This window comes from Pseudomonas sp. PSPC2-3, from assembly GCF_049898265.1.
In the GTDB taxonomy this organism is placed as follows: Bacteria; Pseudomonadota; Gammaproteobacteria; order Pseudomonadales; family Pseudomonadaceae; genus Aquipseudomonas; species Aquipseudomonas veronii.
This window is the reverse complement of sequence record NZ_JAFCXJ010000009.1, coordinates 158,499-180,211: the sequence shown is the minus strand read 5'-3', so window position 1 is coordinate 180,211 and position 21,713 is coordinate 158,499. Positions and strand designations below refer to the sequence as shown.

Annotated in this window: 25 protein-coding genes; 10 read left to right on the top strand and 15 right to left on the bottom strand. The window is 61.4% G+C overall.

Annotated features, from left to right (window positions below; translation table 11 throughout):
* Positions 1 to 2: 2 nt before the first annotated feature.
* The gene (locus tag ACP7E3_RS21570; RefSeq protein ID WP_426124299.1) at positions 3 to 440 is read right to left on the bottom strand and encodes a DUF2442 domain-containing protein; all 438 of its coding nucleotides are present in this window, start codon (positions 438 to 440) and stop codon (positions 3 to 5) included.
* Positions 437 to 865, bottom strand: coding sequence for a DUF4160 domain-containing protein (locus tag ACP7E3_RS21565; RefSeq protein WP_426124297.1), 429 nt, complete (start codon positions 863 to 865; stop codon positions 437 to 439). The genes ACP7E3_RS21570 and ACP7E3_RS21565 overlap by 4 nt, the downstream gene beginning before the upstream one ends.
* Positions 866 to 1,138: 273 nt before the next feature.
* Between ACP7E3_RS21565 and aroQ the strand changes: the two genes are divergently transcribed.
* Together aroQ and ACP7E3_RS21555 are read left to right on the top strand one after the other, a co-directional pair.
* Positions 1,139 to 1,579 (top strand): type II 3-dehydroquinate dehydratase, encoded by a 441-nt coding sequence (aroQ, locus tag ACP7E3_RS21560; protein ID WP_232566032.1) that lies wholly within the window; start codon positions 1,139 to 1,141, stop codon positions 1,577 to 1,579.
* Positions 1,580 to 1,584: 5 nt separating this feature from the next.
* Positions 1,585 to 2,433, top strand: a complete 849-nt coding sequence (locus ACP7E3_RS21555; protein ID WP_046381971.1) for a shikimate dehydrogenase — start codon at positions 1,585 to 1,587, stop codon at positions 2,431 to 2,433.
* 64 nt (positions 2,434 to 2,497) lie between these two features.
* Here ACP7E3_RS21555 and ACP7E3_RS21550 read toward each other — a convergent pair whose 3' ends face one another.
* Both ACP7E3_RS21550 and quiC read right to left on the bottom strand, forming a co-directional pair.
* Positions 2,498 to 3,163, bottom strand: coding sequence for a TetR/AcrR family transcriptional regulator (locus ACP7E3_RS21550; protein ID WP_017848290.1), 666 nt, complete (start codon positions 3,161 to 3,163; stop codon positions 2,498 to 2,500).
* An 81-nt stretch (positions 3,164 to 3,244) separates the two neighbouring features.
* A complete protein-coding gene (quiC, locus tag ACP7E3_RS21545) occupies positions 3,245 to 5,143 on the bottom strand; it encodes a 3-dehydroshikimate dehydratase QuiC (protein ID WP_426124294.1) in 1,899 nt (632 codons plus the stop codon).
* Between the two features lie 210 nt (positions 5,144 to 5,353).
* On the opposite strand from quiC, the gene ACP7E3_RS21540 reads away from it, so the two are divergent.
* On the top strand, positions 5,354 to 6,688 hold the full coding sequence (locus tag ACP7E3_RS21540; RefSeq protein ID WP_046381969.1) for an MFS transporter: 1,335 nt from the start codon (positions 5,354 to 5,356) through the stop codon (positions 6,686 to 6,688).
* Position 6,689: 1 nt separating this feature from the next.
* Here ACP7E3_RS21540 and ACP7E3_RS21535 read toward each other — a convergent pair whose 3' ends face one another.
* Positions 6,690 to 7,568, bottom strand: a complete 879-nt coding sequence (locus ACP7E3_RS21535; protein WP_017848293.1) for a DMT family transporter — start codon at positions 7,566 to 7,568, stop codon at positions 6,690 to 6,692.
* 185 nt (positions 7,569 to 7,753) lie between these two features.
* On the opposite strand from ACP7E3_RS21535, the gene ACP7E3_RS21530 reads away from it, so the two are divergent.
* The 3 genes from ACP7E3_RS21530 to ACP7E3_RS21520 are packed head-to-tail and all read left to right on the top strand — an operon-like array spanning position 7,754 to position 10,080.
* Positions 7,754 to 8,167: a lipoprotein gene (locus ACP7E3_RS21530; RefSeq protein WP_046482185.1), complete on the top strand. Its 414-nt coding sequence runs from the start codon at positions 7,754 to 7,756 to the stop codon at positions 8,165 to 8,167.
* Between the two features lie 44 nt (positions 8,168 to 8,211).
* Positions 8,212 to 9,099 carry a KPN_02809 family neutral zinc metallopeptidase gene (ypfJ, locus tag ACP7E3_RS21525; RefSeq protein WP_017848295.1) on the top strand — a complete coding sequence of 296 codons (888 nt, stop codon included), beginning with the start codon at positions 8,212 to 8,214 and terminating at the stop codon, positions 9,097 to 9,099.
* Entirely contained in the window at positions 9,100 to 10,080 is a 981-nt protein-coding gene (locus tag ACP7E3_RS21520) for an alpha/beta hydrolase (protein ID WP_426124290.1), read from the top strand.
* A 59-nt stretch (positions 10,081 to 10,139) separates the two neighbouring features.
* On the opposite strand, the gene ACP7E3_RS21515 is transcribed toward ACP7E3_RS21520, so the two are convergent.
* Genes ACP7E3_RS21515 through ACP7E3_RS21505 form a run of 3 tightly spaced genes read right to left on the bottom strand, consistent with a single transcriptional unit; the run spans position 10,140 to position 12,213 of the window.
* Complete coding sequence (locus tag ACP7E3_RS21515) at positions 10,140 to 10,739, bottom strand: HAD family hydrolase (protein ID WP_104904391.1); 600 nt, start codon at positions 10,737 to 10,739, stop codon at positions 10,140 to 10,142.
* Positions 10,736 to 11,605, bottom strand: coding sequence for an acyl-CoA thioesterase II (gene tesB / locus ACP7E3_RS21510; RefSeq protein ID WP_046381965.1), 870 nt, complete (start codon positions 11,603 to 11,605; stop codon positions 10,736 to 10,738). The genes ACP7E3_RS21515 and tesB overlap by 4 nt, the downstream gene beginning before the upstream one ends.
* A 38-nt stretch (positions 11,606 to 11,643) precedes the next feature.
* Entirely contained in the window at positions 11,644 to 12,213 is a 570-nt protein-coding gene (locus ACP7E3_RS21505; protein WP_046381964.1) for a GNAT family N-acetyltransferase, read from the bottom strand.
* A 76-nt stretch (positions 12,214 to 12,289) separates the two neighbouring features.
* Between ACP7E3_RS21505 and ACP7E3_RS21500 the strand changes: the two genes are divergently transcribed.
* Together ACP7E3_RS21500 and ACP7E3_RS21495 are read left to right on the top strand one after the other, a co-directional pair.
* The gene (locus tag ACP7E3_RS21500; RefSeq protein WP_046482194.1) at positions 12,290 to 13,210 is read left to right on the top strand and encodes a histone deacetylase family protein; all 921 of its coding nucleotides are present in this window, start codon (positions 12,290 to 12,292) and stop codon (positions 13,208 to 13,210) included.
* Positions 13,211 to 13,381: 171 nt separating this feature from the next.
* Positions 13,382 to 14,608: a TIGR03862 family flavoprotein gene (locus ACP7E3_RS21495; protein WP_426124287.1), complete on the top strand. Its 1,227-nt coding sequence runs from the start codon at positions 13,382 to 13,384 to the stop codon at positions 14,606 to 14,608.
* A 138-nt stretch (positions 14,609 to 14,746) separates the two neighbouring features.
* Here ACP7E3_RS21495 and ACP7E3_RS21490 read toward each other — a convergent pair whose 3' ends face one another.
* Both ACP7E3_RS21490 and yedA read right to left on the bottom strand, forming a co-directional pair.
* Positions 14,747 to 16,081, bottom strand: a complete 1,335-nt coding sequence (locus ACP7E3_RS21490; RefSeq protein WP_017848302.1) for a DEAD/DEAH box helicase — start codon at positions 16,079 to 16,081, stop codon at positions 14,747 to 14,749.
* Positions 16,082 to 16,141: 60 nt separating this feature from the next.
* Positions 16,142 to 17,038, bottom strand: a complete 897-nt coding sequence (gene yedA / locus ACP7E3_RS21485; protein ID WP_057005123.1) for a drug/metabolite exporter YedA — start codon at positions 17,036 to 17,038, stop codon at positions 16,142 to 16,144.
* A gap of 160 nt (positions 17,039 to 17,198) precedes the next feature.
* Between yedA and ACP7E3_RS21480 the strand changes: the two genes are divergently transcribed.
* Positions 17,199 to 17,660 carry an Lrp/AsnC family transcriptional regulator gene (locus ACP7E3_RS21480; RefSeq protein WP_046381959.1) on the top strand — a complete coding sequence of 154 codons (462 nt, stop codon included), beginning with the start codon at positions 17,199 to 17,201 and terminating at the stop codon, positions 17,658 to 17,660.
* A 116-nt stretch (positions 17,661 to 17,776) separates the two neighbouring features.
* On the opposite strand, the gene ACP7E3_RS21475 is transcribed toward ACP7E3_RS21480, so the two are convergent.
* The gene (locus tag ACP7E3_RS21475; protein WP_017848306.1) at positions 17,777 to 18,049 is read right to left on the bottom strand and encodes an acyl carrier protein; all 273 of its coding nucleotides are present in this window, start codon (positions 18,047 to 18,049) and stop codon (positions 17,777 to 17,779) included.
* Complete coding sequence (locus ACP7E3_RS21470; RefSeq protein WP_046381958.1) at positions 18,039 to 18,605, bottom strand: hypothetical protein; 567 nt, start codon at positions 18,603 to 18,605, stop codon at positions 18,039 to 18,041. Before ACP7E3_RS21470 ends, ACP7E3_RS21475 begins: the two co-directional genes overlap by 11 nt.
* A 494-nt stretch (positions 18,606 to 19,099) precedes the next feature.
* Between ACP7E3_RS21470 and ACP7E3_RS21465 the strand changes: the two genes are divergently transcribed.
* Positions 19,100 to 19,396, top strand: a complete 297-nt coding sequence (locus ACP7E3_RS21465) for a DUF3077 domain-containing protein (RefSeq protein ID WP_046381957.1) — start codon at positions 19,100 to 19,102, stop codon at positions 19,394 to 19,396.
* A gap of 124 nt (positions 19,397 to 19,520) precedes the next feature.
* On the opposite strand, the gene ACP7E3_RS21460 is transcribed toward ACP7E3_RS21465, so the two are convergent.
* From ACP7E3_RS21460 to ACP7E3_RS21450, 3 genes are all read right to left on the bottom strand, one after another.
* Positions 19,521 to 20,132: a 3'-5' exonuclease gene (locus ACP7E3_RS21460; RefSeq protein WP_017848307.1), complete on the bottom strand. Its 612-nt coding sequence runs from the start codon at positions 20,130 to 20,132 to the stop codon at positions 19,521 to 19,523.
* 46 nt (positions 20,133 to 20,178) lie between these two features.
* Entirely contained in the window at positions 20,179 to 20,655 is a 477-nt protein-coding gene (locus ACP7E3_RS21455; RefSeq protein WP_128191689.1) for an NYN domain-containing protein, read from the bottom strand.
* A gap of 128 nt (positions 20,656 to 20,783) precedes the next feature.
* On the bottom strand, positions 20,784 to 21,548 hold the full coding sequence (locus ACP7E3_RS21450; protein ID WP_426124282.1) for a DUF2076 domain-containing protein: 765 nt from the start codon (positions 21,546 to 21,548) through the stop codon (positions 20,784 to 20,786).
* Between the last annotated feature and the right edge of the window lie 165 nt (positions 21,549 to 21,713).

The window sequence follows — 21,713 nt, the reverse complement described above, 5'->3', positions numbered from 1 at the left end:
CCTTACGGTTCCTTGCGCGGCCGACCGCCCTTCTTGCCATTGGCTCGGGCGGCGGCGGATTTGGCCGCGCTGCTTTTGCGGCCGTTGTGCGACGCCACCAGGCTCACGGCCAGATCCATCAAGGGCTGGCTGGTCGCAATCAGGCCGGTGATGGAAACATGCAGGTCGCGGGCTTCACAGCACAGCGCCTTGCCGCCAAAGCCAACCTCCAATTGCTCGAAGTCCTGCGCGGAAAACCCTTCGAACTCCGGAAGACCGGCCACCGGCAACATGATGCGACTGCCATCGCTGAAGCCGATGGAGATGCAGTCATCCTCGTAACGCACCGAGCAGGCATTGGCGTACACACGCTTCAGTTTGCGCCCCCGCACCATGGCCTTATCGATATCGGCCTCAGTGATCGGTACATCGGGCAAGGTTTTGGCTTTTACGATTTTCATAGATCAATCTCCACACAATCTGGCGCCCTGACCAGATTCAAAAGGGTTCGTTGCCCCGCCACATCGTGTCGGGCGTTTGCAATCACATAGACGCCACGCCGAATGATCAACCCCGGCACCACCTCGTCGGCGTCCCAATCCCAGGAATGGTTCTCCAGGCAAACCGTTTGCAGTTTTTCCCACCAGATCCTTCGTACACGAGCCAGGACGTGTCGCTGCATCAACGTCTGGCGAATGCCCTCCAGAATCCCGGGGGGTGGCCGCCGCCGTTCGGGGTCTACATCCCAAAGCTCCACTCGCCCATCCAGAAAGCTGAAACGAAAACGCGCATCCCATTGCTTTCCCCTGACATGCACGTGAGGCGGGCAATGCTCATACCTGAGAAACACCGCAATCACATGTCCTTTGTAAGTGCCTACTTTCATCGTAACCCATCCGTTAGGTTATTTTCCGCCGGGTAACACTTTTCCATACATCACCCGACAACCGGCTCCTTGATCAGGGCGTTTTTCACAGCGTAGTAACAGCGGGCAAACCGTCGAATACGGTCTTGTAACGACTCATGGCAGCACCTGGAAATGCCCGGTCTCACTGATTAACGGTTCGATAATCGAACACATCTACCGCCATCGATTGACCAAATTAACCATTCAGTACATTTTATCCGCACAACGAACAATAACTGTGGAGATCCCCTTATGCCGCCCATCGTGCTGGTGCTCAACGGCCCCAACCTCAACCTGCTCGGCACCCGTGAGCCCGCCACCTATGGCCATGAAACCCTGGCCGACATCGCCACGCTGTGTGGCCGCAGTGCCGAGCAACTGGGGCTGACCATCGAATTTCGCCAAACCAACCACGAAGGCGAATTGCTCGACTGGATTCACGGCGCCCGCGCCCGTTGCGCCGGTATCGTGATCAACCCGGCGGCCTGGACCCACACCTCGGTGGCGATTCGCGATGCGCTGGTGGCCAGTGAAGTGCCGGTGATCGAGGTGCATTTATCCAACGTGCATGCGCGCGAGCCGTTTCGTCATCACTCGTTCGTGTCGCCCATCGCCAAGGCGGTACTCGCCGGGTTTGGCAGCCACGGCTATCACCTGGCCCTGGAACATTTCAGCCGCACGGTGAAAGGATGAGCCCGATGAAACCGCGCGTCCTCGCCGGCCTGATCGGCGCCGGCATCCAGGCCTCCCGCACGCCCGCCCTGCATGAACAGGAAGGTGACGCCCAAGGCCTGCGCTACCTATATCGCCTGATCGACCTGGAACCGCTGCAGCTGGACATCAATGCCCTGCCCGACCTGCTGCAGGCCGCCGAGCAGATGAACTTCACCGGGTTGAACATTACCTACCCGTGCAAGCAGGCGATCCTGCCTTTACTCGATGAATTGTCCGACGAGGCCCGGGGCATTGGGGCGGTCAACACCGTGGTGTTCAAAGCGGGCAAACGCATCGGCCATAACACCGACTGCCTGGGGTTCGCCGAAGGTTTCCGACGCAACTTGCAGGATGTCGTTCGGCGACGCGTGGTCCAGATGGGTGCCGGCGGCGCAGGCGCGGCGGTGGCCCATGCGCTGCTGGCGGAAGGCGTTGAGCACTTGAGCATTTTCGACGTGGACGCCAGCCGTGCCCAGGGCCTGGCGGACAACCTCGCGCACTGTTTCGGCCCGGGACGGGCCCAGGTCGGCACCCATCTGGAAAACGCCATGGCCGAGGCCGACGGGTTAGTGAACACCACGCCGATGGGCATGGCCAAACTGCCCGGCACGCCCGTGCCGCCGGCCTTGCTGCACGCGCAATTGTGGGTCGCGGAAATCGTGTATTTCCCACTGGAAACCGAACTGCTGCGCAACGCCCGCGCCTTGGGCTGCCGCACTCTGGATGGCGGCAACATGGCAGTATTTCAGGCGGTGAAGGCGTTCGAATTGTTCAGTGGCGTGGTGCCGGATGCACACAGGATGTTGGCGCACTTCCAGAGCATGAAGAGCTGACGGCCGAAACCGCATCCAAATGTGGGAGGGAGTTTGCCCCTCCCACCGTGAATCCGCGCCAACCTCAGGTTTGCAGGTAACGCAGCACCGACTCGCAAATCATCTGTCGATGCCGCTGCTTAACGGCCTCGTCCGACAGTTCGATCTGAAAAATCTCACTGAACGTATGGCGGTTGGATACGCGATAAAAACAGAATGAGTTGATCAGCAGGTGAACGTCCAGCGGCTCCAGCCCCTCGCGGAACAGCCCCATTTCGGCGCCACGGCGCAAGGTCGTGCCCAGCGCGTCCAGGATGTTGCTGTTCATCGCCTTGATTGAATCGGAGCGCTTCACGTACTCGGCATTGTGGATATTTTCGATGCAAACGATACGCACGAAATCCACGTTCCGGTCGTGGTGATCGAAGGTGAATTCCACCAGCCGACTGATAGCTTCGCGCGGTTCCAGGGCCGTGAGGTTCATGCGTGATTCGGTGTTGCGGATATCGCCATAGAGCTTCTCCAGCACCTCGACGTACAACTGCTCCTTGCTGCCGAAGTAGTAATAGATCATGCGTTTGGAGGTGTGGATACGCTCGGCGATCGCATCCACGCGAGCGCCGGACAGGCCCTGCTGAACAAACTCGACAATGGCTTCTTGCAGTATGTTTTCGCGGGTCTTTTCCGGGTTGTTCTTGCGACTCTTGCGCGGTGCGTCTGACACTGCGGAGAGATCGGGAGTCAAGGTCATGGTGCGCTCACGGCCGTTTTTTATTGTGCAGGCCGCGATTATGGGCCGCGGCGCGCCCCGAAGGAAGCACCGGCCCTGCCGTCACAACCGTGCCTGGCGTACCGCACCACTGCGCGACTTGGCCATCGCCGCCAGACGCACCGCCACATTGGCCGCACCGTAGCCGGCGTAGCCATGCTTGCGCTGGATGATCTCGAAGAAAAACCGCCCTTCGAACGGCTCGGTGTACACATGAAACAACTCACCGCCCTGGGCGTCGCGGTCGTACAGCACGTTGTAGTACGCCAGCTCGCTGAGGAACTCGTCGTCGAAATCAAAGCGCGCCGCCAGGTCGTCGTAGTAGTTGAGCGGGATATCCAGCAGCGGTACACCCGCCTCCTTGGCCCGGCGCACTTCGGCGAAAATATCCACGCAGTCGAAGGCAATGTGATGCACACCCGAGCCGCGATAGCTCGACAGCGCGTGGGAAATCGCGGTGTTGCGGTTTTCGGAAATATTCAGCGGCAAACGAATCGAGCTGCAACGGCTGCGCAGCGCACGGCTTTTCACCAGGCCATACGGATCAGGCAGCACCACTTCGTCATCGGCCTCGAAATCCAGCAAGCTCTTGTAGAACAGCACCCAGCTGTCGAGGCTGTCGGCAGGCAAGGCCATCGCCATGTGGTCGATGCGCAAAAGCCCGCCGCTGGTGGCAGCGGCCGGTTGCAGATTGAAATCAGTGTCGTATACGCCTTCGCTTGGGTCCACCAGGTAAATCAGGCTACCGTCCGGCGCGCGCACCGCCGCCAATTCCAGTTCATTCGGCCCGACCAGGCCACGATACGGCTGGCCCTTGTAGGCCACCGCCCGTTCCAGGGCCTTGGCGCTGTCCTTGACCCGAATCGCGGTGGCGCACAGCGACGGCCCATGCGCCTCGAAAAAATTGTGGGCGAAGGAGTAGGGCTCGCAGTTGAGGATCAGGTTGATATCGCCCTGACGCAGCAGGCTGACGCTCTTGGAGCGATGCTGGCCGGCCTTGACGAAGCCCAGGCGCTCCAGCCATTGGGTGAGCTTGGCGCCGAGGTTTTCGTCCACGGCAAACTCAAGGAACTCGATGCCGTCGTATTCGCTGGCGGGCGGGGTTTCGAAGAGAATATCCAGCGGTGCGGCAGGGCGTTCCTGCGCCAGGCGTTGGCGGGTTTTCTCTTCGAGGTAGAGCAGCGAGCGCAGGCCGTCCGCCGCGTTGGCTCGGGTTGGCGCGGCGCGGAAGCCGTCGTTGAAGATTTCCAGGGACAGCGGCCCGGTATAGCCGCTCTTGATGATCGGCGCGAGAAAACCCGCCAGGTCGAATTCGCCTTGGCCGGGGAAGCAACGGAAGTGTCGGCTCCACTCCAGCACATCCATGGCCAGGATCGGTGCGTCGGCCATCTGCACAAAGAAGATCTTGTCGCCGGGGATCTCGGCGATGGCGCTCGGGTCGCCCTTGAGCGACAGGGTGTGGAAGCTGTCGAGCAACACCCCGAGGCTCGGGTGATCGACCTGACGCACCAGGTTCCACACCTGCTGCCAGGTGTTCACATGCCGGCCCCAGGCCAGCGCTTCATAGCCGATGCGCAAACCACGGCGGCCGGCGCGTTCGGCGAGCAGGCTGAGGTCATCGAGTAGAATACGTTCATCGCCCACGCAATCGGCCGAGGCGTTGCTGCACACCAGCACCAAGTCGGTGCCCAGCTCGTGCATCAGGTCGAATTTACGCTCGGCGCGCTCCAGGTTGCGCGCCAGACGGTCGCGGCGGCAGCCTTCAAAGTCGCGGAACGGCTGAAACAAGGTGATAGCCAGGCCCAAGTCAGTGCATATTTGCCTGACTTCCCGCGGGCTGCCGTCGTAATACAACAGGTCGTTCTCGAAGATCTCGACCCCATCAAACCCGGCGGCAGCAATGGCTTCGAGCTTTTCCGGCAGGGTGCCGCTCAAGGAAACAGTGGCGATGGAACGTTGCATGGGGCGACTCCCGGCAATTGTTATTTACAGTAAATTATTCGCCCCCTAGCCTAATGCAGCAATTGAAATGTACGAACCAGTTAGTTTTCAGGGCGATTATCGAACACAATGGCCATTGGCGAATTGACGATTTTTTAGCCACTGCGCACCATCGATTCCGTAACAAAACCCAGAACACACCATAAAAATTTCAAAAACGGGTAAACCCTCATGCCTTCGCAAAACTCAGTCCTGGCTGCGCGCCCGGCCAACCCGCACGCCGGCATCGGCGACAAGATCCGCGGTGCAATGGCCGTCGGTAAAACTCGCTGGGGCATGCTGGCCCTGGTGTTCTTCGCGACCACACTCAACTACATCGACCGCGCCGCCCTCGGCGTGATGCAACCGATCCTGGCCAAAGAAATGAGCTGGACGGCGATGGACTACGCCAACATCAACTTCTGGTTCCAGGTCGGCTACGCGATTGGCTTTGTGCTGCAAGGCCGGCTGATCGACCGCGTAGGTGTCAAGCGCGTGTTCTTCTGCGCGGTGCTGCTGTGGAGCGTGGCTACCGGCGCCCACGGCCTGGCCACCTCGGCCGTCGGCTTCATGGTTTGCCGCTTTATCCTCGGGCTGACCGAGGCCGCCAACTACCCGGCCTGCGTCAAGACCACCCGCCTGTGGTTCCCCGCCGGCGAGCGCGCAGTGGCCACCGGCATCTTCAACGCCGGTACCAACGTCGGCGCGATGATGACGCCGATGCTGCTGCCGTTGATCCTGCATGTGTGGGGCTGGCAAGCAGCGTTCCTGTGCATGTCGGCACTCGGTGGGATCTGGCTGCTGTTCTGGGGTTTGAAGTACTACAACCCGGAAGAGCATCCGACGGTTAAGCAATCCGAATTGGACTACGTGCAACGGGAAGTCGAACCGGAACAGCCCCGCGTCCCCTTCAGCCGTATCCTGCGCATGCGCGGCACTTGGGCCTTCGCCATCGCCTACTCGCTGACCGCACCGGTGTTCTGGTTCTACCTGTACTGGCTGCCGCCGTTCTTGAACCAGCAATACAACCTGGGCATCAACGTCACGCAGATGGGTATCCCGCTGATCATCATTTACCTGACCGCCGACTTCGGCAGCGTCGGCGGTGGGATTCTGTCGTCGTTCCTGATCGGCCGCGGGATGAATTCGATCAAGGCGCGGCTGCTGTCGATGCTGCTGTTCGCCTGCTGCATCATCGGGGTGATCATGGCCGCCGGTTCCAGCCAGTTGTGGGTCGCGGTGTTCGCCATCTCCCTGGCGATTGGCGCACACCAGGCCTGGACCGCCAACATCTGGAGCCTGGTGATGGACTACACGCCCAAGCACATGATGAGTACGGTATTCGGCTTCGGCGGCATGTGCGCGGCCATCGGCGGCATGTTCATGACCCAGATTGTCGGCCACATCCTGACCGTGACGAACAACAACTACACCGTGCTGTTCACCCTGATCCCGGCGATGTACTTCATCGCGCTGACCTGGATGTACTTCATGGCACCGCGCAAGATTCCCAGGGTCGACGCCTGATTCAGCGCCGCCGCTGCTGCCAGGCAGCGGCCAACCCGCTCATGCAGATCACCCCGATGCCGACCACCGTGGTCAAGTCGGGGGTATGCGCAAACACCAGCCAGCCCAACACGCCCGCAAACACGATCTGGCAATAGCCGAACGGCGCCAGCAAGGCCGGCGCCGCGAAGCGGAAGGCCTGGGTCAGCAGCAAGTGCGCGGTCATCCCGCAGGTGCCCAACGCCAGCATCAACACGCCGTGCCACAGGGTTGGCACTTGCCAGAAGAACGGCACCATCGCACTCATCACCAAGGTATTGCACAGGCCGGCGAAGAAGTTACTGGTGGTGGGCGTGTCGTATTGGCTGAGGATGCGCGTGAGCAGTTGGTAGAAGCAGAAGAACAATGCCGAGCACAGCGGCAGCAGCACCGCCGGGGTGAACAGTTCACCGCCCGGGTGGATGATCACCAGCACCCCGACAAACCCGCAGATCACCGCCAGCCATTGGCCACGCGTCACGTGTTCACCGAGCAGGGGCACCGACAGCGCCGTCACCAGGATCGGTGCGAGGAAGTTCACTGCGGTGGCTTCCGCCAGCGGGATGTAATGCAGCGCGGCGGTAAAAAACAGGCTGGTGCCCAACAGGCACAAGGCCCGCACCACCTGCATCCCCGGCCGCTTGCTGCGCAGCACGCGCAAGCCCGATTGCGGCAGGAAAATCCCGGCCATCAACAAGGTATGCACCAGGTAACGCGCCCACACCACCATCACGATCGGGTAGAACCCGGCCAGGAATTTGGACAAGGCGTCGTGGCTGGAGAACAGAAAAGTCGCCACCACAATCAGCAGAATGCCTTTGAAGGGATGGTTGACGCCGGAAAGTGGGGTGCTGACAGTCATTGAATTCTCTTGCGTGGCGGGCTGAACGCGGTGGTACTCAACCCGTTAATCTAGCAGTCGGGCATGCGTCTGCCCCAAGAGCATAACCAAACACAGTGCGAACAGCGCACTAAATCACTGCAACCGAGTCCAACGCTGCACGTTCGCCCCGGCGTTGCACACTTTTTAACCAAGGCCTTGCCGCTATGAAAAAAACTGTCTTTCTTCTGTCTACCCTTGCCCTGCTCACCGCGTGCAACCAAGAGTCCAAGGCGCCCGCCAAACCGGCGCCGCCTTCCGTGCAAGCGACCCTGGTGCCGCAAACCCCACCCACCGACAGCTGGGTTGGCAAATGGATCGGCGTCGAAGGCTTGCACCTGACCATCGCCAAGGACGACAGCATCGGCCGTGGCCACTACCTTCTTACCATGCAATACGGCCTCGACGCCGACGCCGCCGGCACCTTCAAAGGTGAAGCGGCCGAAGACGGCATCGCCTTCACCCGCCCCGATGGCCCGCAACAGCTGCGCGCCGGTGACGGTGCGGCAACCGGGTTGAAATGGCTGGCGGATAAAAAGAACTGCCTGATCGTCGCCACCGGCGAAGGCTATTGCCGTTAATCACGACCATAATCAATCACGCTTAGCACACAGAGGATTGCCCCATGCTATGGAAAAAAGGCCGACGCAGCGACAACGTGGTGGATGCCCGCGATGACAGTGGCGGTGGTGGTGGCGGCATGCGTTTTGGCGGCGGCAAGGGCCTGAGCCTGACCGCGATTGTGTTGATCGTCGGCATCGGCTGGCTGACCGGCCAGGACCCGCTGCAGATCCTCGGCCAATTGACCGGCCAGTTGGAGCAGGCGCCCTCGGTGAGCACCCCGTCGCGCCAGGCGCCGCCGGCCAATGATGAGCAAACCGACTTTGTCCGTGCAGTGCTCGGCGATACCGAAGACACCTGGGCCCAGGTGTTCCAGGAAAACGGCTTGGCCTACAAGAACCCGAAACTGATTCTGTTCCGTGGCCGGGTCAATTCCGCCTGCGGTGGCGCCACGTCCGCCAGCGGCCCGTTCTATTGCCCGGCGGATCAGCAGGTGTACCTGGACCTGGATTTCTTCCGGGAAATGTCGCAACGCTTCCAGGCCGCCGGCGATTTTGCCCAGGCCTACGTGATCGCCCACGAAGTCGGGCACCACGTGCAGACCTTGCTCGGCATCTCGTCGAAGATCCAGGCTGCGCGCCAGCAAGGCCGGCAGATGCAAGGCGACGGCGGCCTGCTGGTGCGTCAGGAGCTACAGGCCGACTGCTTTGCCGGCGTGTGGGCCAACCGCGCGCAAAAACGCCTGAACTGGCTGGAACCCGGCGATATCGAAGAAGCGCTGAATGCGGCCAACGCGATTGGCGATGACCGTTTGCAGCAACAGGGCCAGGGCCGTGTCGTGCCGGACTCGTTCACCCACGGCACCTCGGCGCAGCGCGTGCGTTGGTTCAAGACCGGCTTTGCCCAAGGCCAGATCACTCAATGCGACACCTTCGCGGCCAAGAGTCTTTAAATGAATACGCGATTGCGAATGCTGCTGGGTGTGCTGGCCGCCTGCAGCGCCTCCACCTGGGCCGCCGAGCAGGGGGTCAAGGCGGTCAGCCCCGAGCGCTTTCACCTGACGGCCGGCGACCTCAGCCTCGGCTTGAGCCAGGACTGGAGTAAACCCCTGCCCAACGTCACCCGTGCGTTGATCATCGTGCATGGTCGCCTGCGCAACGCACAGACCTACCTGCAGAGCGCTGAAGACGCCGCCGAACATGCCGGGGTTGGTGGCACGACGCTGGTGGTCGCGCCGCAGTTTCTCAATGACTCGGACGTGAAACGCCATCACCTGGCCCCGCAAGTGCTGCGCTGGAACGGCAATGACTGGATGGCCGGCGAGCCCTCCACGGGCCTCGGCCAGGTCAGTTCCTACGGCGCCCTGGACCAGATTATCGAGCACCTGGGCAACCGCACCGTGTTCCCGGCACTGAAAGAGATTGTGGTGGCCGGCCATTCCGGCGGCGGCCAGGTGGTGCAGCGCTTCGCGCTCACCGGCCAGGCTCAACCGAGCCTGCAAAGCGCGGGCATCCGCCTGCGCTATGTGGTGGCCAACCCGTCGTCCTACGCCTACTTCAGCCCGCAGCGCCCGGTGCCGTTCAAGGTCGCCGACTGCCCTGGCTTCAATGACTGGAAGTACGGCATGCAACACCTGCCCGCCTATGCCAAGGGGCAAAGCGCCGAGCAACTGGAACAGGCCTATGTGTCGCGTGACATCACCTACCTGCTGGGCCGGCAAGACACCGACCCGAACCACCCGGCGCTGGATAAAAGCTGCGAAGCCGAGACCCAGGGCGCGTACCGCCTGATTCGCGGGCACAACTATTTCGACTACCTCAAGCAGCGCCACCCGCAACTGACCCAGAAGCTGGTGGAAGTGCCGGGGGTTGGGCATAACGGCGATGGGATCTTCACTTCGCCTGAAGGGCAGAAGGCACTGTTCTCTCAGTAATACCTGCAGAAACCGGCTCAACCTGTGGGAGGGGGCTTGCCCCCTCCCACATTTGATCTCTATTGCCCGGGCTGGATCATCCGGCGCAATACCGCACAATCCTCGGCATGCCAGTCTGCCAACTCCGGCCACGGGTTCTCCGGCAGGTTGACCAACACCGTTCTGGTCCCCGCTGCCCGGCCGCAATCCAGGTCAAAGCGGTAATCCCCCACCATCACCATCGCACTGGGCGATACATCCCAGGCCGCCGCCAGTTTCAGCAGGCCGCCTGGGTCGGGCTTGGGTGGCGCATCATCGCGCCCCAGTACATCCTCGACGGCAAAGCAGTCCGCCAGGCCAATCGCTTCCAACGTCACATGCGCCAGCTCCCGCGCGTTGCGGGTCAGGATGCCCAGGCGACAACCCCGCCCGGCCAATTCCCGCACCAGTTCCACCGAGCCTTGCGCCGCGACCGAACCCAGCGCCAGCTCGCGCTCATGCTCCAGCAACCAGGCATGTTTGGCCGCCGCGACATCCGCCGGCAATGCTGCGAGGTGGGTGAGGATGTCATCCTCGGGCGGAATATCCAGCGCTACGCGAATGGCCGCGAAATCATGCACGGCCACCGTGAGGGTGCCGTCCATGTCGAACACCCAATGTTTAATCTGCGCCAGGCTCATGCCCAGTCCTTACGGTGGCGGATCAGGCCTTCCTGAGTGACCGAGGCCACCAGTTGCCCAGCGCGGTTGTACACGCTGCCCCGCGAAAAACCACGGGAATTGCCGGCCCACGGGCTGTCCATGGCGTAGAGCAACCAGTCATCGGCGCGCAGGTCGGCGTGGAACCACAGCGCGTGGTCAAGGCTGGCGACCTGCATGTCTTTCTGCCACACGGTCTTGCCATGGGGCAGCAGCGACGTGGTCAGCAAGCCGAAGTCCGAGGCGTAGGCCAGCAGGTACTTATGCAGCGCCGGCGTGTCGGCCAGGGCGCCGTCGGCGCGGAACCACACGTACTTGACCGGGTCGGACGGCTGCGGGTTGAACGGGTCTTTTTCGGTCACCGGGCGCACTTCGATCGGCTTGGGGCACAGCAACTTGTCGCGCATGTGCTCGGGGATCAGGTGAACGCGCTGCTTGGTCAGTTCCAGCTCCGACGGCAGGTTTTCCGGGCCGACCACCGCAGGCATGCTGGTCTGGTGCTCGAAGCCGGCTTCGTCGTACTGGAACGACGCGCTGCAGGTAAAAATCGGGTGGCCCTTCTGGATCGCCGTCACGCGGCGTGTGCTGAAGCTGCCGCCATCGCGCACGCGGTCCACCGAATACACCACCGGCAATGCGGCATCGCCGGGGCGCAGAAAATAACCGTGCAAAGAATGCACGTGCCGCTCGGCTTCTACGGTCTGGCTGGCAGCCGACAGCGACTGGCCGAGCACTTGCCCGCCGAACAGTTGGCGAAAACCCAGGTCCTGGCTGCGGCCGCGAAAGAGGTTTTCCTCGATCGGCTCCAGGGTCAGCAAGTCCACCAGATCTTCCAATACTTGGCTCATAGAGCAACTCCTACAATCTATGGGGCATTCCGGGCTGCTTATCCGTGCAGCGTGTCCAACCATTGGGCGCGGGTGATGCGGTACAAAACATGCGGGCGCAGCGGGTCATCGGCCGCGACCTTGGGGTGTTCAAAATCTGCCTGGGGATCGTAATGCATCCCGATGGCTTGCATGACTTTTTGTGATGGCAGATTGGTTTGGGTGGTGAAGGCGACGATTTCGTCCAACTGCAGGCGGTCGAAACCACAACGCAACGCGGTCCATGCCGCCTCGCTGGCATACCCCAGGCCCCAATGCTCACGCGCCAGGCGCCAGCCGATTTCCACCGCAGGGGTGAAGGCGGTTTCAAAGCTGACATTCTGCAACCCGGTCAGGCCGATGAACTCGCCGCTGTCCTTGCGCTGCAAGGCCCACAGGCCGAAGCCGTATTCGGCGAAATGCCCACGAATCCGGCCGATCAACGCGGCGCTTTCCAGGCGGTCCAATCGGGCCGGGAAATAACGCATCACCTGCGGGTCGGCGCACATGTGCGCAAACGCCGGCAGGTCGGCATCGCGCCATTGGCGCAGCACCAGGCGTGCGCTGTGCAATTCCAGTATCGGCTCCATGGGTCCCCCTCCCTTGCCATGTGCGTGAGTGTACCGCGCTGTTAAGATCCGTCGCAGGTTCCCGTCAGAAAATCCCATGCCTTTGCCATTGATCTACCACGATGATTACAGCCCCGAGTTCCCGGCGGACCACCGCTTCCCGATGGACAAGTTCCGCCTGTTGCGTGACCACTTGGTGTCCACCGGGCTGACCCAGGACAGCCAATTACTGCGCCCACCGCTGTGTCCGGCGGACATTCTGGCCCTGGCCCATGAACCTGGGTATATCGAACGCTACATGAGCGGCGAGTTGTCCCGCGAAGACCAACGGCGCCTCGGCCTGCCCTGGAGCGAAGCCCTGGCGCGGCGTACCGTGCGCGCGGTGGGCGGTTCGATCCTGGCGGCGGAGCAGGCGCTGGAGCACGGCCTGGCCTGCCACCTGGCGGGCGGCACCCATCACGCCCACTACGATTACCCGGCGGGCTTTTGCATCTTCAATGACCTGGCCGTGATCAGCCATTACCTGCTGGCCAGCGGCCGGGTCAACCGCGTGCTGATCTTCGACTGCGACGTCCACCAGGGCGACGGCACCGCGCGCATCCTCCACGACACGCCGGACGCGATCACCGTGTCGCTGCACTGCGAAAAGAACTTCCCGGCGCGCAAGGCCCAGAGCGACTGGGACATCCCGCTGCCCATGGGCATGGGCGACGCCGATTACCTCAAGGTGGTGGACGACGCGCTCAACTACCTGCTGCCGCTGTACCAGCCGGACCTGGTGCTGTACGACGCAGGCGTCGACGTGCATAAGGACGACGCCCTCGGCTACCTCAAGCTGACGGACGAGGGCGTCGCCGCCCGCGATGAGAGCGTGATGCGCCATTGCCTGGGCCGCGACATTCCGGTGATGGGCGTGATCGGCGGCGGCTACAGCAAAGACCGTGTGGCCTTGGCCCGCCGCCACGGCATCCTGCACCACAGCGCGCAACGGGTGTGGACGTCATCAGGTTGTCATTGAAATATGGGCGTTACCCACAATGCCTGTGGAACGGCCTGTGGATAACTTGAGCGTAAACGTCTGAAAGCCAGTAACCGCATAGCCTGTAGGAAGCTGTACGTTTTTTGATCAGGAACTTGCGCCGTCCTCGGGTAGAATGCTCGACCTATTCACGCGACCGTAGCCCTGCCCATGCCTCACACCCCTGCCCAACACGTCACCATTATCGGCGGCGGCCCTGCCGGCCTGATGGCCGCTGAAATCCTGAGCCAGGCGGGCCTGCGGGTGGAGGTGTACGACGGCATGCCCTCGGTGGGGCGCAAGTTCCTGCTGGCCGGCGTGGGCGGGATGAACATCACCCATTCCGAGGCTTACCCGGCGTTCCTGTCACGCTACGCCGAACGTGCGCCGCAGATGGCGCCGTTGCTGCGTGCGTTCGGTGCGCAAGCACTGTGCGAATGGATTCATGGTCTGGGTATCGATACCTTTGTCGGCACCTCCGGCCGGGTGTTTCCCACAGACATGAAAGCCGCCCCGCTGTTGCGTGCCTGGCTCAAGCGCCTACGCGACCACGGCGTGGTTATCCACACCCGCCATCGCTGGCTGGGCTGGAGCGCGGACGGCGGTTTACTTATCCACAGCCCGGACGGCGAAAAAACCATCCACAGCGACGCCGTGCTGCTCGCCCTTGGCGGCGGCAGTTGGTCGCGCCTGGGCTCCGACGGCACCTGGCTCAAGCGGCTGGAAGCTAAAGGCGTGCCCTGCGCGCCGTTACAGCCGAGTAATTGTGGCTTCGAGGTGTCGGCCTGGAGCGAACTGATGGTCAGCAAATTCGCTGGCGCACCGTTGAAAAACGTCGCTATCGGCCTGGGAGATGAAAAGCCGCGCCTCGGCGAATGCGTGATCACCGCCAGCGGTATCGAGGGCAGCCTGATCTATGCGCTGTCGGCACCGATTCGTGAGGCGATCAATCGCAATGGCGCCGCCACGGTGCATATCGACCTGCTGCCGAGCAAGCCGCTGGACAAGGTCCTGGCCGCCTTGGCCAAGTCGCGTGGGTCGCGCTCGATGAGCAAGCATCTGCACAGTCAGTTGGGGTTGGATGGGGTCAAGGCGGCGTTGTTGCGTGAGCTGGCACCCGCCGAACATTTCAACGACCCGGCGCAATTGGCTGTGGCTATCAAGGCATTGCCCCTGAGCCTGGTGAAAACCCGGCCGATGGATGAAGCGATCAGTACGGCGGGCGGTGTGCCGTTTGAGGCGCTGGATGAGCGGTTGATGCTCAAGCAATTACCAGGGGTGTTTTGTGCGGGGGAGATGCTGGACTGGGAGGCGCCGACCGGCGGGTATTTGCTGACGGGGTGTTTTGCCAGTGGCAGAGCGGCCGGGCGGGGGATGTTGGAGTGGCTTAAGCGCTGAGATCTGCGGTGAATTCAAAGCCGTCATCGGGGGCAAGCCCCCTCCCACATTTTGACTATGTGAACCCGATCAATATGTGGGAGGGGCGGTGCGACGATTCGACTTGCCCTCGATGAGGCCATCAGCAGCGCCGCAAAATCACTTCTTCTTACGCGGCCCGGTGTTGAACACCGGCACCTTGCGCACCGGCTTGATCGACGGCTCGGCAGGCGCGACCTCGCCACTGTCCACCCACTTGCCCAGGTTGCGCTTGCCGCCACCACCGGAAGCCTTGGGCTTCTTCGGCTTTTTCGGTTTCTTCACCACTTGCCCACTGGCATCGGTGTCCGGCACGCGGTGTTCCGGCTCGAAATCCTGTTCCATATGCCGGGTCAAGGTCTGACGGGTGAGCATCTCGATGGCCGACAGCATGTTCACTTCATCGGCGCACACCAGGGAAATCGCCTCGCCGGTGTTGCCCGCGCGGCCGGTGCGGCCGATACGGTGGATGTAGTCTTCAGCCACAATCGGCAGGTCGAAGTTGACCACCAGCGGCAGGTCTTCGATATCCAGGCCACGGGCCGCCACGTCGGTGGCCACCAGGATCTGCACGTCGCTCGACTTGAAGCGGTCCAGCGCGCGTTGACGGGTCGCCTGCGGCTTGTCGCCGTGGATGCCGTCGGCATTGATGCCCAGGCCCTGCAGCTTATCCACCAACGCGTCCACGCCGTTACGGGTCTTGGCGAACACCAGCACCTGCTTCCAGCGGCCCTTGCGCATCAGGTGGACAAACAGCTCCGGCTTGCGCTTCTTGTCCACCGGCACCACCCATTGCTTGACGGTATTGGCGGCGACGTTGCGCGGGCTGACTTCGATGCTCAGCGGGTCGTTGAGCATTTGCCCGGCGAGCGTGCGGATTTCATCGGAGAAGGTCGCGGAGAACAGCAGGGTCTGGCGCTTTTTCGGCAGCATGCGGTAAATATTCGCCAGCTCCTCGGAGAAGCCCAGGTCGAGCATGCGGTCGGCTTCGTCGAGCACCAGGGTTTGCAGCTGATTGAGTTTCAGCGCGTTCTGGCGAAACAGGTCGATCAGGCGGCCAGGCGTGGCGACCAACACGTCGACGCCTTTGCGCAGCTTCATCATCTGCGGGTTGATGCTCACGCCGCCGTACACCGCGTAGGTGGTGAGTGGCAGGTGCTGGGCATACTCAGCAACGCTGGCGTGAACCTGCTCGGCCAGCTCGCGGGTCGGGCACAGGATCAGCGCGCGCGCCGAGTTGGCGGCGACTTTCGGCCCTTCCATGGTCAGCAGTTGCAGGAGCGGCACGGCGAAAGCGGCGGTCTTGCCGGTGCCGGTCTGGGCAGCGGCCATCAGGTCGCGGCCGGCCAGCACCGCCGGAATGGCTTGCGCCTGCACCGGCGTCGGGGTCTGGTAGCCGAGCGTCTCAAGGGCGCGCTGCAAGGGTTCGATCAGGCCAAGTGTGGCGAAAGTCATGTGGTTACCGTAGGGGAAATTCAGCGCCTAAGCGGGTAAAAAGGCGTTATGCGCGGCAGTTTACCTTATTTTCGGCCCAGGCTTTCGCCACTGGGGCAGGCTGATCAACAGCACGGCGCTGATGATCACCAACATGGCCAGTGCCTCTTCGATGCCGATGGACTCGCCGACAAACACGATCCCCAACAACACCGCCACCGCTGGGTTCACATAGGCATAGCTGGTCGCGGCAGCCGGACGCACGTGCTTGAGCAGGTACATATACGCGTTGAAGGCGATGATCGAACCGAACACCGTCAGGTAGGCCAGGGCCAGCCAGCCCTCCAGCGGCGGCATGGCTTGCAGGTGCTCACCGGACACCGCGCTGCCGAGCAACAGGGCCGCACCGGCCACCAGCATCTCCGCCGCACTGGCCATCGCGCCCTGGGGCAGCGGCAGTTGCCGGCTCCACACCGAACCGAACGCCCACGAAGCGGCGGCGAACAGCAGTAAAGCCGCGCCGATCGGGCTCGATTGCAAGGTGCTGCCCATGTTGAGCATGGCAATGCCGATAATGCCCAGGATCACCCCCGCCCACTCCAGACGGGTATTACGCGCGCCCCAGAAGTAACCGCACAGCAAGGTGAACAGCGGCACGGTCGCCACGGCCAGCGCAGCGACACCGGACGACACCCCCGCGTGCTCCGCCAACGTGACGCCGCCATTACCGAAAGTGAGCAGCAAAATCCCGATCATCCCGGCAGACTTCCATTGCACCCACGTCGGCGCTGGCACTCCACGCCAGCGCAAAAACGCGTACATCAGCGCCCCCGCCGTACAGAACCGAATCCCCGCCAGCAACAGCGGTGGCCAGTACTCCACACCGATCCGGATCACCAGGTAGGTAGACCCCCAAATCACATACAGCGCAAAAAAGGCGGCGATCAACGGTAAGGGAAAGCGACGTGGGCCAGGCATTGGGCAGCTCTGCGGCAGAAAAAGAGAGGCTTATTCTAAAAAGACAGGTGCATAAACATAAGTTACAAAACCTGTTTAAACCGCCCATACACTTTTCAAAGCATGGTTATGAGGGCTATAAACCATGCTTTCGAAAGCCACCTGACGCTGGAGCCTTTTCATGGACAAATACGACCGCATGCTCCTCAGCGCCCTGCTCGAAGACGGCCGCGCGTCCTACGCGCAACTCGCGCGCACGGTCAACCTCTCCGCCCCCGCCGTGGCCGAGCGCGTGGCCAAGCTGGAAGCCAGCGGCGTGATCACCGGCTACCAGGCCAAGGTGGACCTGTCCAAAGTGGGTTTGCCGATCCAGTGCGTGATCGAACTGCGCCTGACCAACCATGGCAGCCAGAAGGTGTACGACGCCCTGGCCGAAATCCCCGAACTGACCGAATGCCACCGGGTCACGGGCGATCCGTGCGTGATCATGCAAGCGGCGGTAGGCACCATGCCGGAGCTGGAGAGTTTGATTAATCGGATAGCGAAGTTCGGGTTCAGCAAGACCTCGATCATTTTGTCGAGCGCGATAGAGCGGCGGGTGCCGTTGGGGCAGTTGGAGGGGAATGGGAAAAGTGGTGGCTGATCCAGCGCCATCGGGGGCAAGTCGAATCGTCGCACCGCCCCTCCCACAGTTTGCATGTATTCACACATCAAAATGTGGGAGGGGCGGTGCGACGATTCGACTTGCCCCCGATGGCGTCAGAGGCCGCACTGCAGATTTGAACGCTGAACGATCAAGTCGACAATTTGCTCAAGGGTGGTGATGTGATCCCAATCTGCCTGCGTCGCGCGCAGTTTGAATTGCCACTTGATCTGCATGACAAAGCAAGTCAAATCGTCATCGATGATCTTGAAGTCATGGATGAAATCCGTTTGTTCCGTCACCTGGCTGCGGTCGATGAAGCCGATGATATCGACGAACAGTTGAATGACCTTTTCGCTGATCTCGGCTCGGGTCAGATTACTTTCCATTTCTTGCCTCGTAGGCACACTTACCAATACTGATTAGATCAAAGACAGCCAACCCCGCAGCCACGAAGGGAATGCCTCGCCCGATAATGCCAAATACCCTGACAGTTCCAAATGTTGCTTTCGCCATTCTGGCCACGGTTGGCTGCCTGATCAATGTACGAGGGAAGAAGCGCATTCCGATGAGGCTAGCCAGGTTCGTCGTTTTGCTGGAGCCGACTTGAACCCAAGTGCCCACGGCAATTTTGCTTATCGGTATGCCCGCCGCACCAGTGAGAACCGTTGCAGCCGTCAAGCCGTAGTGTTGCTTTGTACACTTCCAGAGTTCGTCAAAAGTAGTGCTCGGCACCGAGGATTCCGCATGAATGGGCTTGAGTAACTGATAACTGGCGCCATGGGTCCAGCCTGGCGAATTAGGCAAAGCCATGACTGCCGGGCAGCTTGTCATTGTGTTTCCCATATGAAACGCCATGCTTGAAGTTGAGCCGAAATCGATGCCCTTGCTTTCGAGCTCAAACTTGCTTCGCATGATTGCTGTATGAAGATCGCTTTCCTGCATGCCGTAGTCCCTGTACGTAAATGACAGGCGGATAGTAAGTTTCAGCAAAGGGCGATTGGTGGTTGGCGGGAAAAACCAGAAAGGTCCGACGAAGCAGTAGCGCTTAGCCTACTGACGTTTCAGAAGACCGCTAAAAGCCTCCACAAAGAACTGATGTTTTAGTGGCAAGCAAGACCAATCCCTTTCATTTGCGGGACGTTTCCTAGAGAATTCCACGGCCTTGCGCCCCTCGGATCAGGTAGCTAGTCTCGCCTCGTCATCGAATCATCGATGATCGGACGTGCAAGTCCGGTTCGCAAAGGTGCACTAGCGCCCTACATCTCAACGCCTGGTTTTTAGTGGTCGGCGTTTATCTGTTATGGCGGCTGTGCGCTGGAGACCTTCGGGGTCTGCCGGGTTTCCTTTGCCCCGGTCTTGCACACCTGCGTACAGCTGCCACCCTCATTCGCGTGCAAGCGAACGGTGACGGCCTCTTACTTCAGAGGAATTACACCATGGTCAAAGTCACCCCCGATCCACCAGACTTCTTGAGCGAAGACGCCCTGCTCAACCGCCGCGCCATCGACTACTACCTCAAAGCGTCCGCCCCGGATGCGCCCACCTTCATCCTGAATGACAACCTGAGCCTCGAAGATGCCCTCGCCCATGCGGCGGACTTGCTGCATTGCGCGGTGAAAACTGCGCACTTGCCGGGTGAGGCGATGAACGCGCAGCCACGGGCGGTGATGCATTTGGTGGAAATGGCGAAGGGAGTGGTGGATCGGGCGCTGGAGTGTGTGCAACCTCGTTGAACCACACATAACGAATGTGGGAGGGGGCTTGCCCCCGATTGCGGTGGGTCAGCTACACATAAGCTGACTGATCCACTGCTATCGGGGGCAAGCCCCCTCCCACATTTTGAACGGCGTTGTTCTATCAGAACCCGCGATGCTTCTTCAAATGCTCATTGATCTTCGCCGCCGGGACTTTCTGCAAGGTACACAGCAGGTCGTGGGACAGCTCGCGCAAGCCATGGGTTCGCCGCAGTTGCTCGGCCAGGTGCGCCGTCAGGTTAGCCGCCATCTCCGCATCGGCCATGGCCCGGTGAGCCTGGCCGGTGTGGGGCAGTTGGGCGTAGCTGTTGAGGGTGCCGAGTTTGTGGTTGGGTGCAGCAGGCATGAGGCGGCGGGCCAATAGCAGGGAGCAGGCGAATTTTTGCAGGCGGGTGCGGCGGATCAGGCCCAGTTCGAAGTCCCAGAACTTCTGGTCGAACGCGGCGTTGTGCGCCAGCAGCGGTGTGGTGCCGACGAACTCGTTGACTTCGTTCATCACCCGCTCGGCCGGCGGCGCGCTGCGCAGCATGGCGTTGCTGATGCCGGTGAGCTGTTCGATAAAGCCCGGCACGCGCACGCCGGCGTTCATCAGGCTCTGGTAGCGGTCCACGATCTGGCCACGTTCGAGGATGACCACCGCGATTTCCGTGGCCCGGCAGTGGCTGCTCGGGGTGATGCCGGTGGTTTCAAAGTCGATGACCGCTATACGTTCCAAACCTGTTCCAACTCCGTCTAAGCATTTATCTATTGAACCGCAGCGCTTATTTGAGCAGCAACGCGCCTTCGATCGGCACGTAGCGGCTGGCGGCGCGTATCAGTGAGTTGGCCGTCAGCCCCGGCACGCCATAGGCCACGGCGTCGACGCCATGCTTGTGGATGATGCGGTCGAGCAGCATGTCGAAATCACCGTCGCCGGAAGCCAACACCACTTCGTCGACGTTAGCGGCGGCGTCCATGATGTCGATGGTGATACCCACGTCCCAGTCGCCCTTGGCCGAGCCGTCGCTGCGCTGGATGTAGGGTTTGAGCTTCACGGTAAAGCCCAGGTTGCGCAGGATCTGCTGGAATTGCTGCTGCTTGCTGTCACCACGGTCGATGGCATAGGCATACGCCTCGACGATCTGCCCGCGCGAGCTGATGTCAGCCCACAGGGCGGCGTAGTTGAAGTGGCAGCCATACGCCTGGCGCACGGTGTAGTAGAGGTTTTGTACATCGGCGAACACTGCAATTTTCTTCACCGCACTTCCCCATGACTGCCGCTTGGACCCCGGACGCGAAGGTCCGCAAAGGTTGCCAGTATGCCAGCCACGGGAAAGTTTCCGGGAAAAATCAGCCCGGGGCGGCAAAGCGCCCCGGCCTGGATGCGTCAGACGAAGGAATCGTCGTCGTCGAAGGAGGACGAGTTGTCGGAATAATCACTGTCCGCGAAGCTATCGGAATTGTTGCTGCCCCAGTTGTCATTGCCAGCAAACTTCTGGTCATCGTTGCCCCAGTTGCTGTTGTCACTGGCAGGCGCGGGCACTTCACGGATGATTTCTTCCACCACTTGCGGCTGTTGCGAGTTGTGGTTGAACAGGCTGCTGATACCTTCCGCCAGCATCACACCACCGGCCACACCCGCTGCGGTTTTCAGGGCGCCACCGAGAAAGCCACTGCCGATGGGGGCGGCGGCGGGTTGTTGCGGCTGTTGGTAATTCTGCTGCGGGGCGGCGTAGTTTTGTTGCGGCGCAGGCTGTCCGAAAGACGGCCGAGCCGGTTCACGCCAACCGCCGCCGGATGAGGCTGGAGCGCTCTGTGGCGGTTGCGCGTCACGGGAACCGCCGCCGAAAATGCTCGACAGAAAGCCACCGCTGCTCGGCGCCGGTTGTGCCGCCTGGGACTTGGCCCGCTGCAGCTCGTCCTGCAATTGCTGGATCTGTTGCGCCTGCTGCTTGTTCTGCGCGTCGAGGTTCTTGAGCGCGTGTTCCTGCACCAGGATTGACTGGGTCATGTAGTACCCGGCCGCCGGTTGGCGCGTCATATGCTCCTTGATCCGCGCTTCGGCCTGCGCCTCGCGGGGGGCTGAGTCCGTTTCGGCCTGTTGCAGCCGTGAAAACAGTCCATCGATCAGGGTTTGCTCTTCGCTGTTCATGGCGACCTCGTTAGATTGCCGGTAGAAATCATGGTCCGGCCTGTGATCAGGCTCGGTCCTGCTAGTTATGGGGGTGTTACCAGTTGTTTCAATGGTCTTTACTCAAGGTTTACGTTTGCTTGCTCACGGCACCTATCGGTTAAAGTGTGCCCCTGCTTTTTTTCG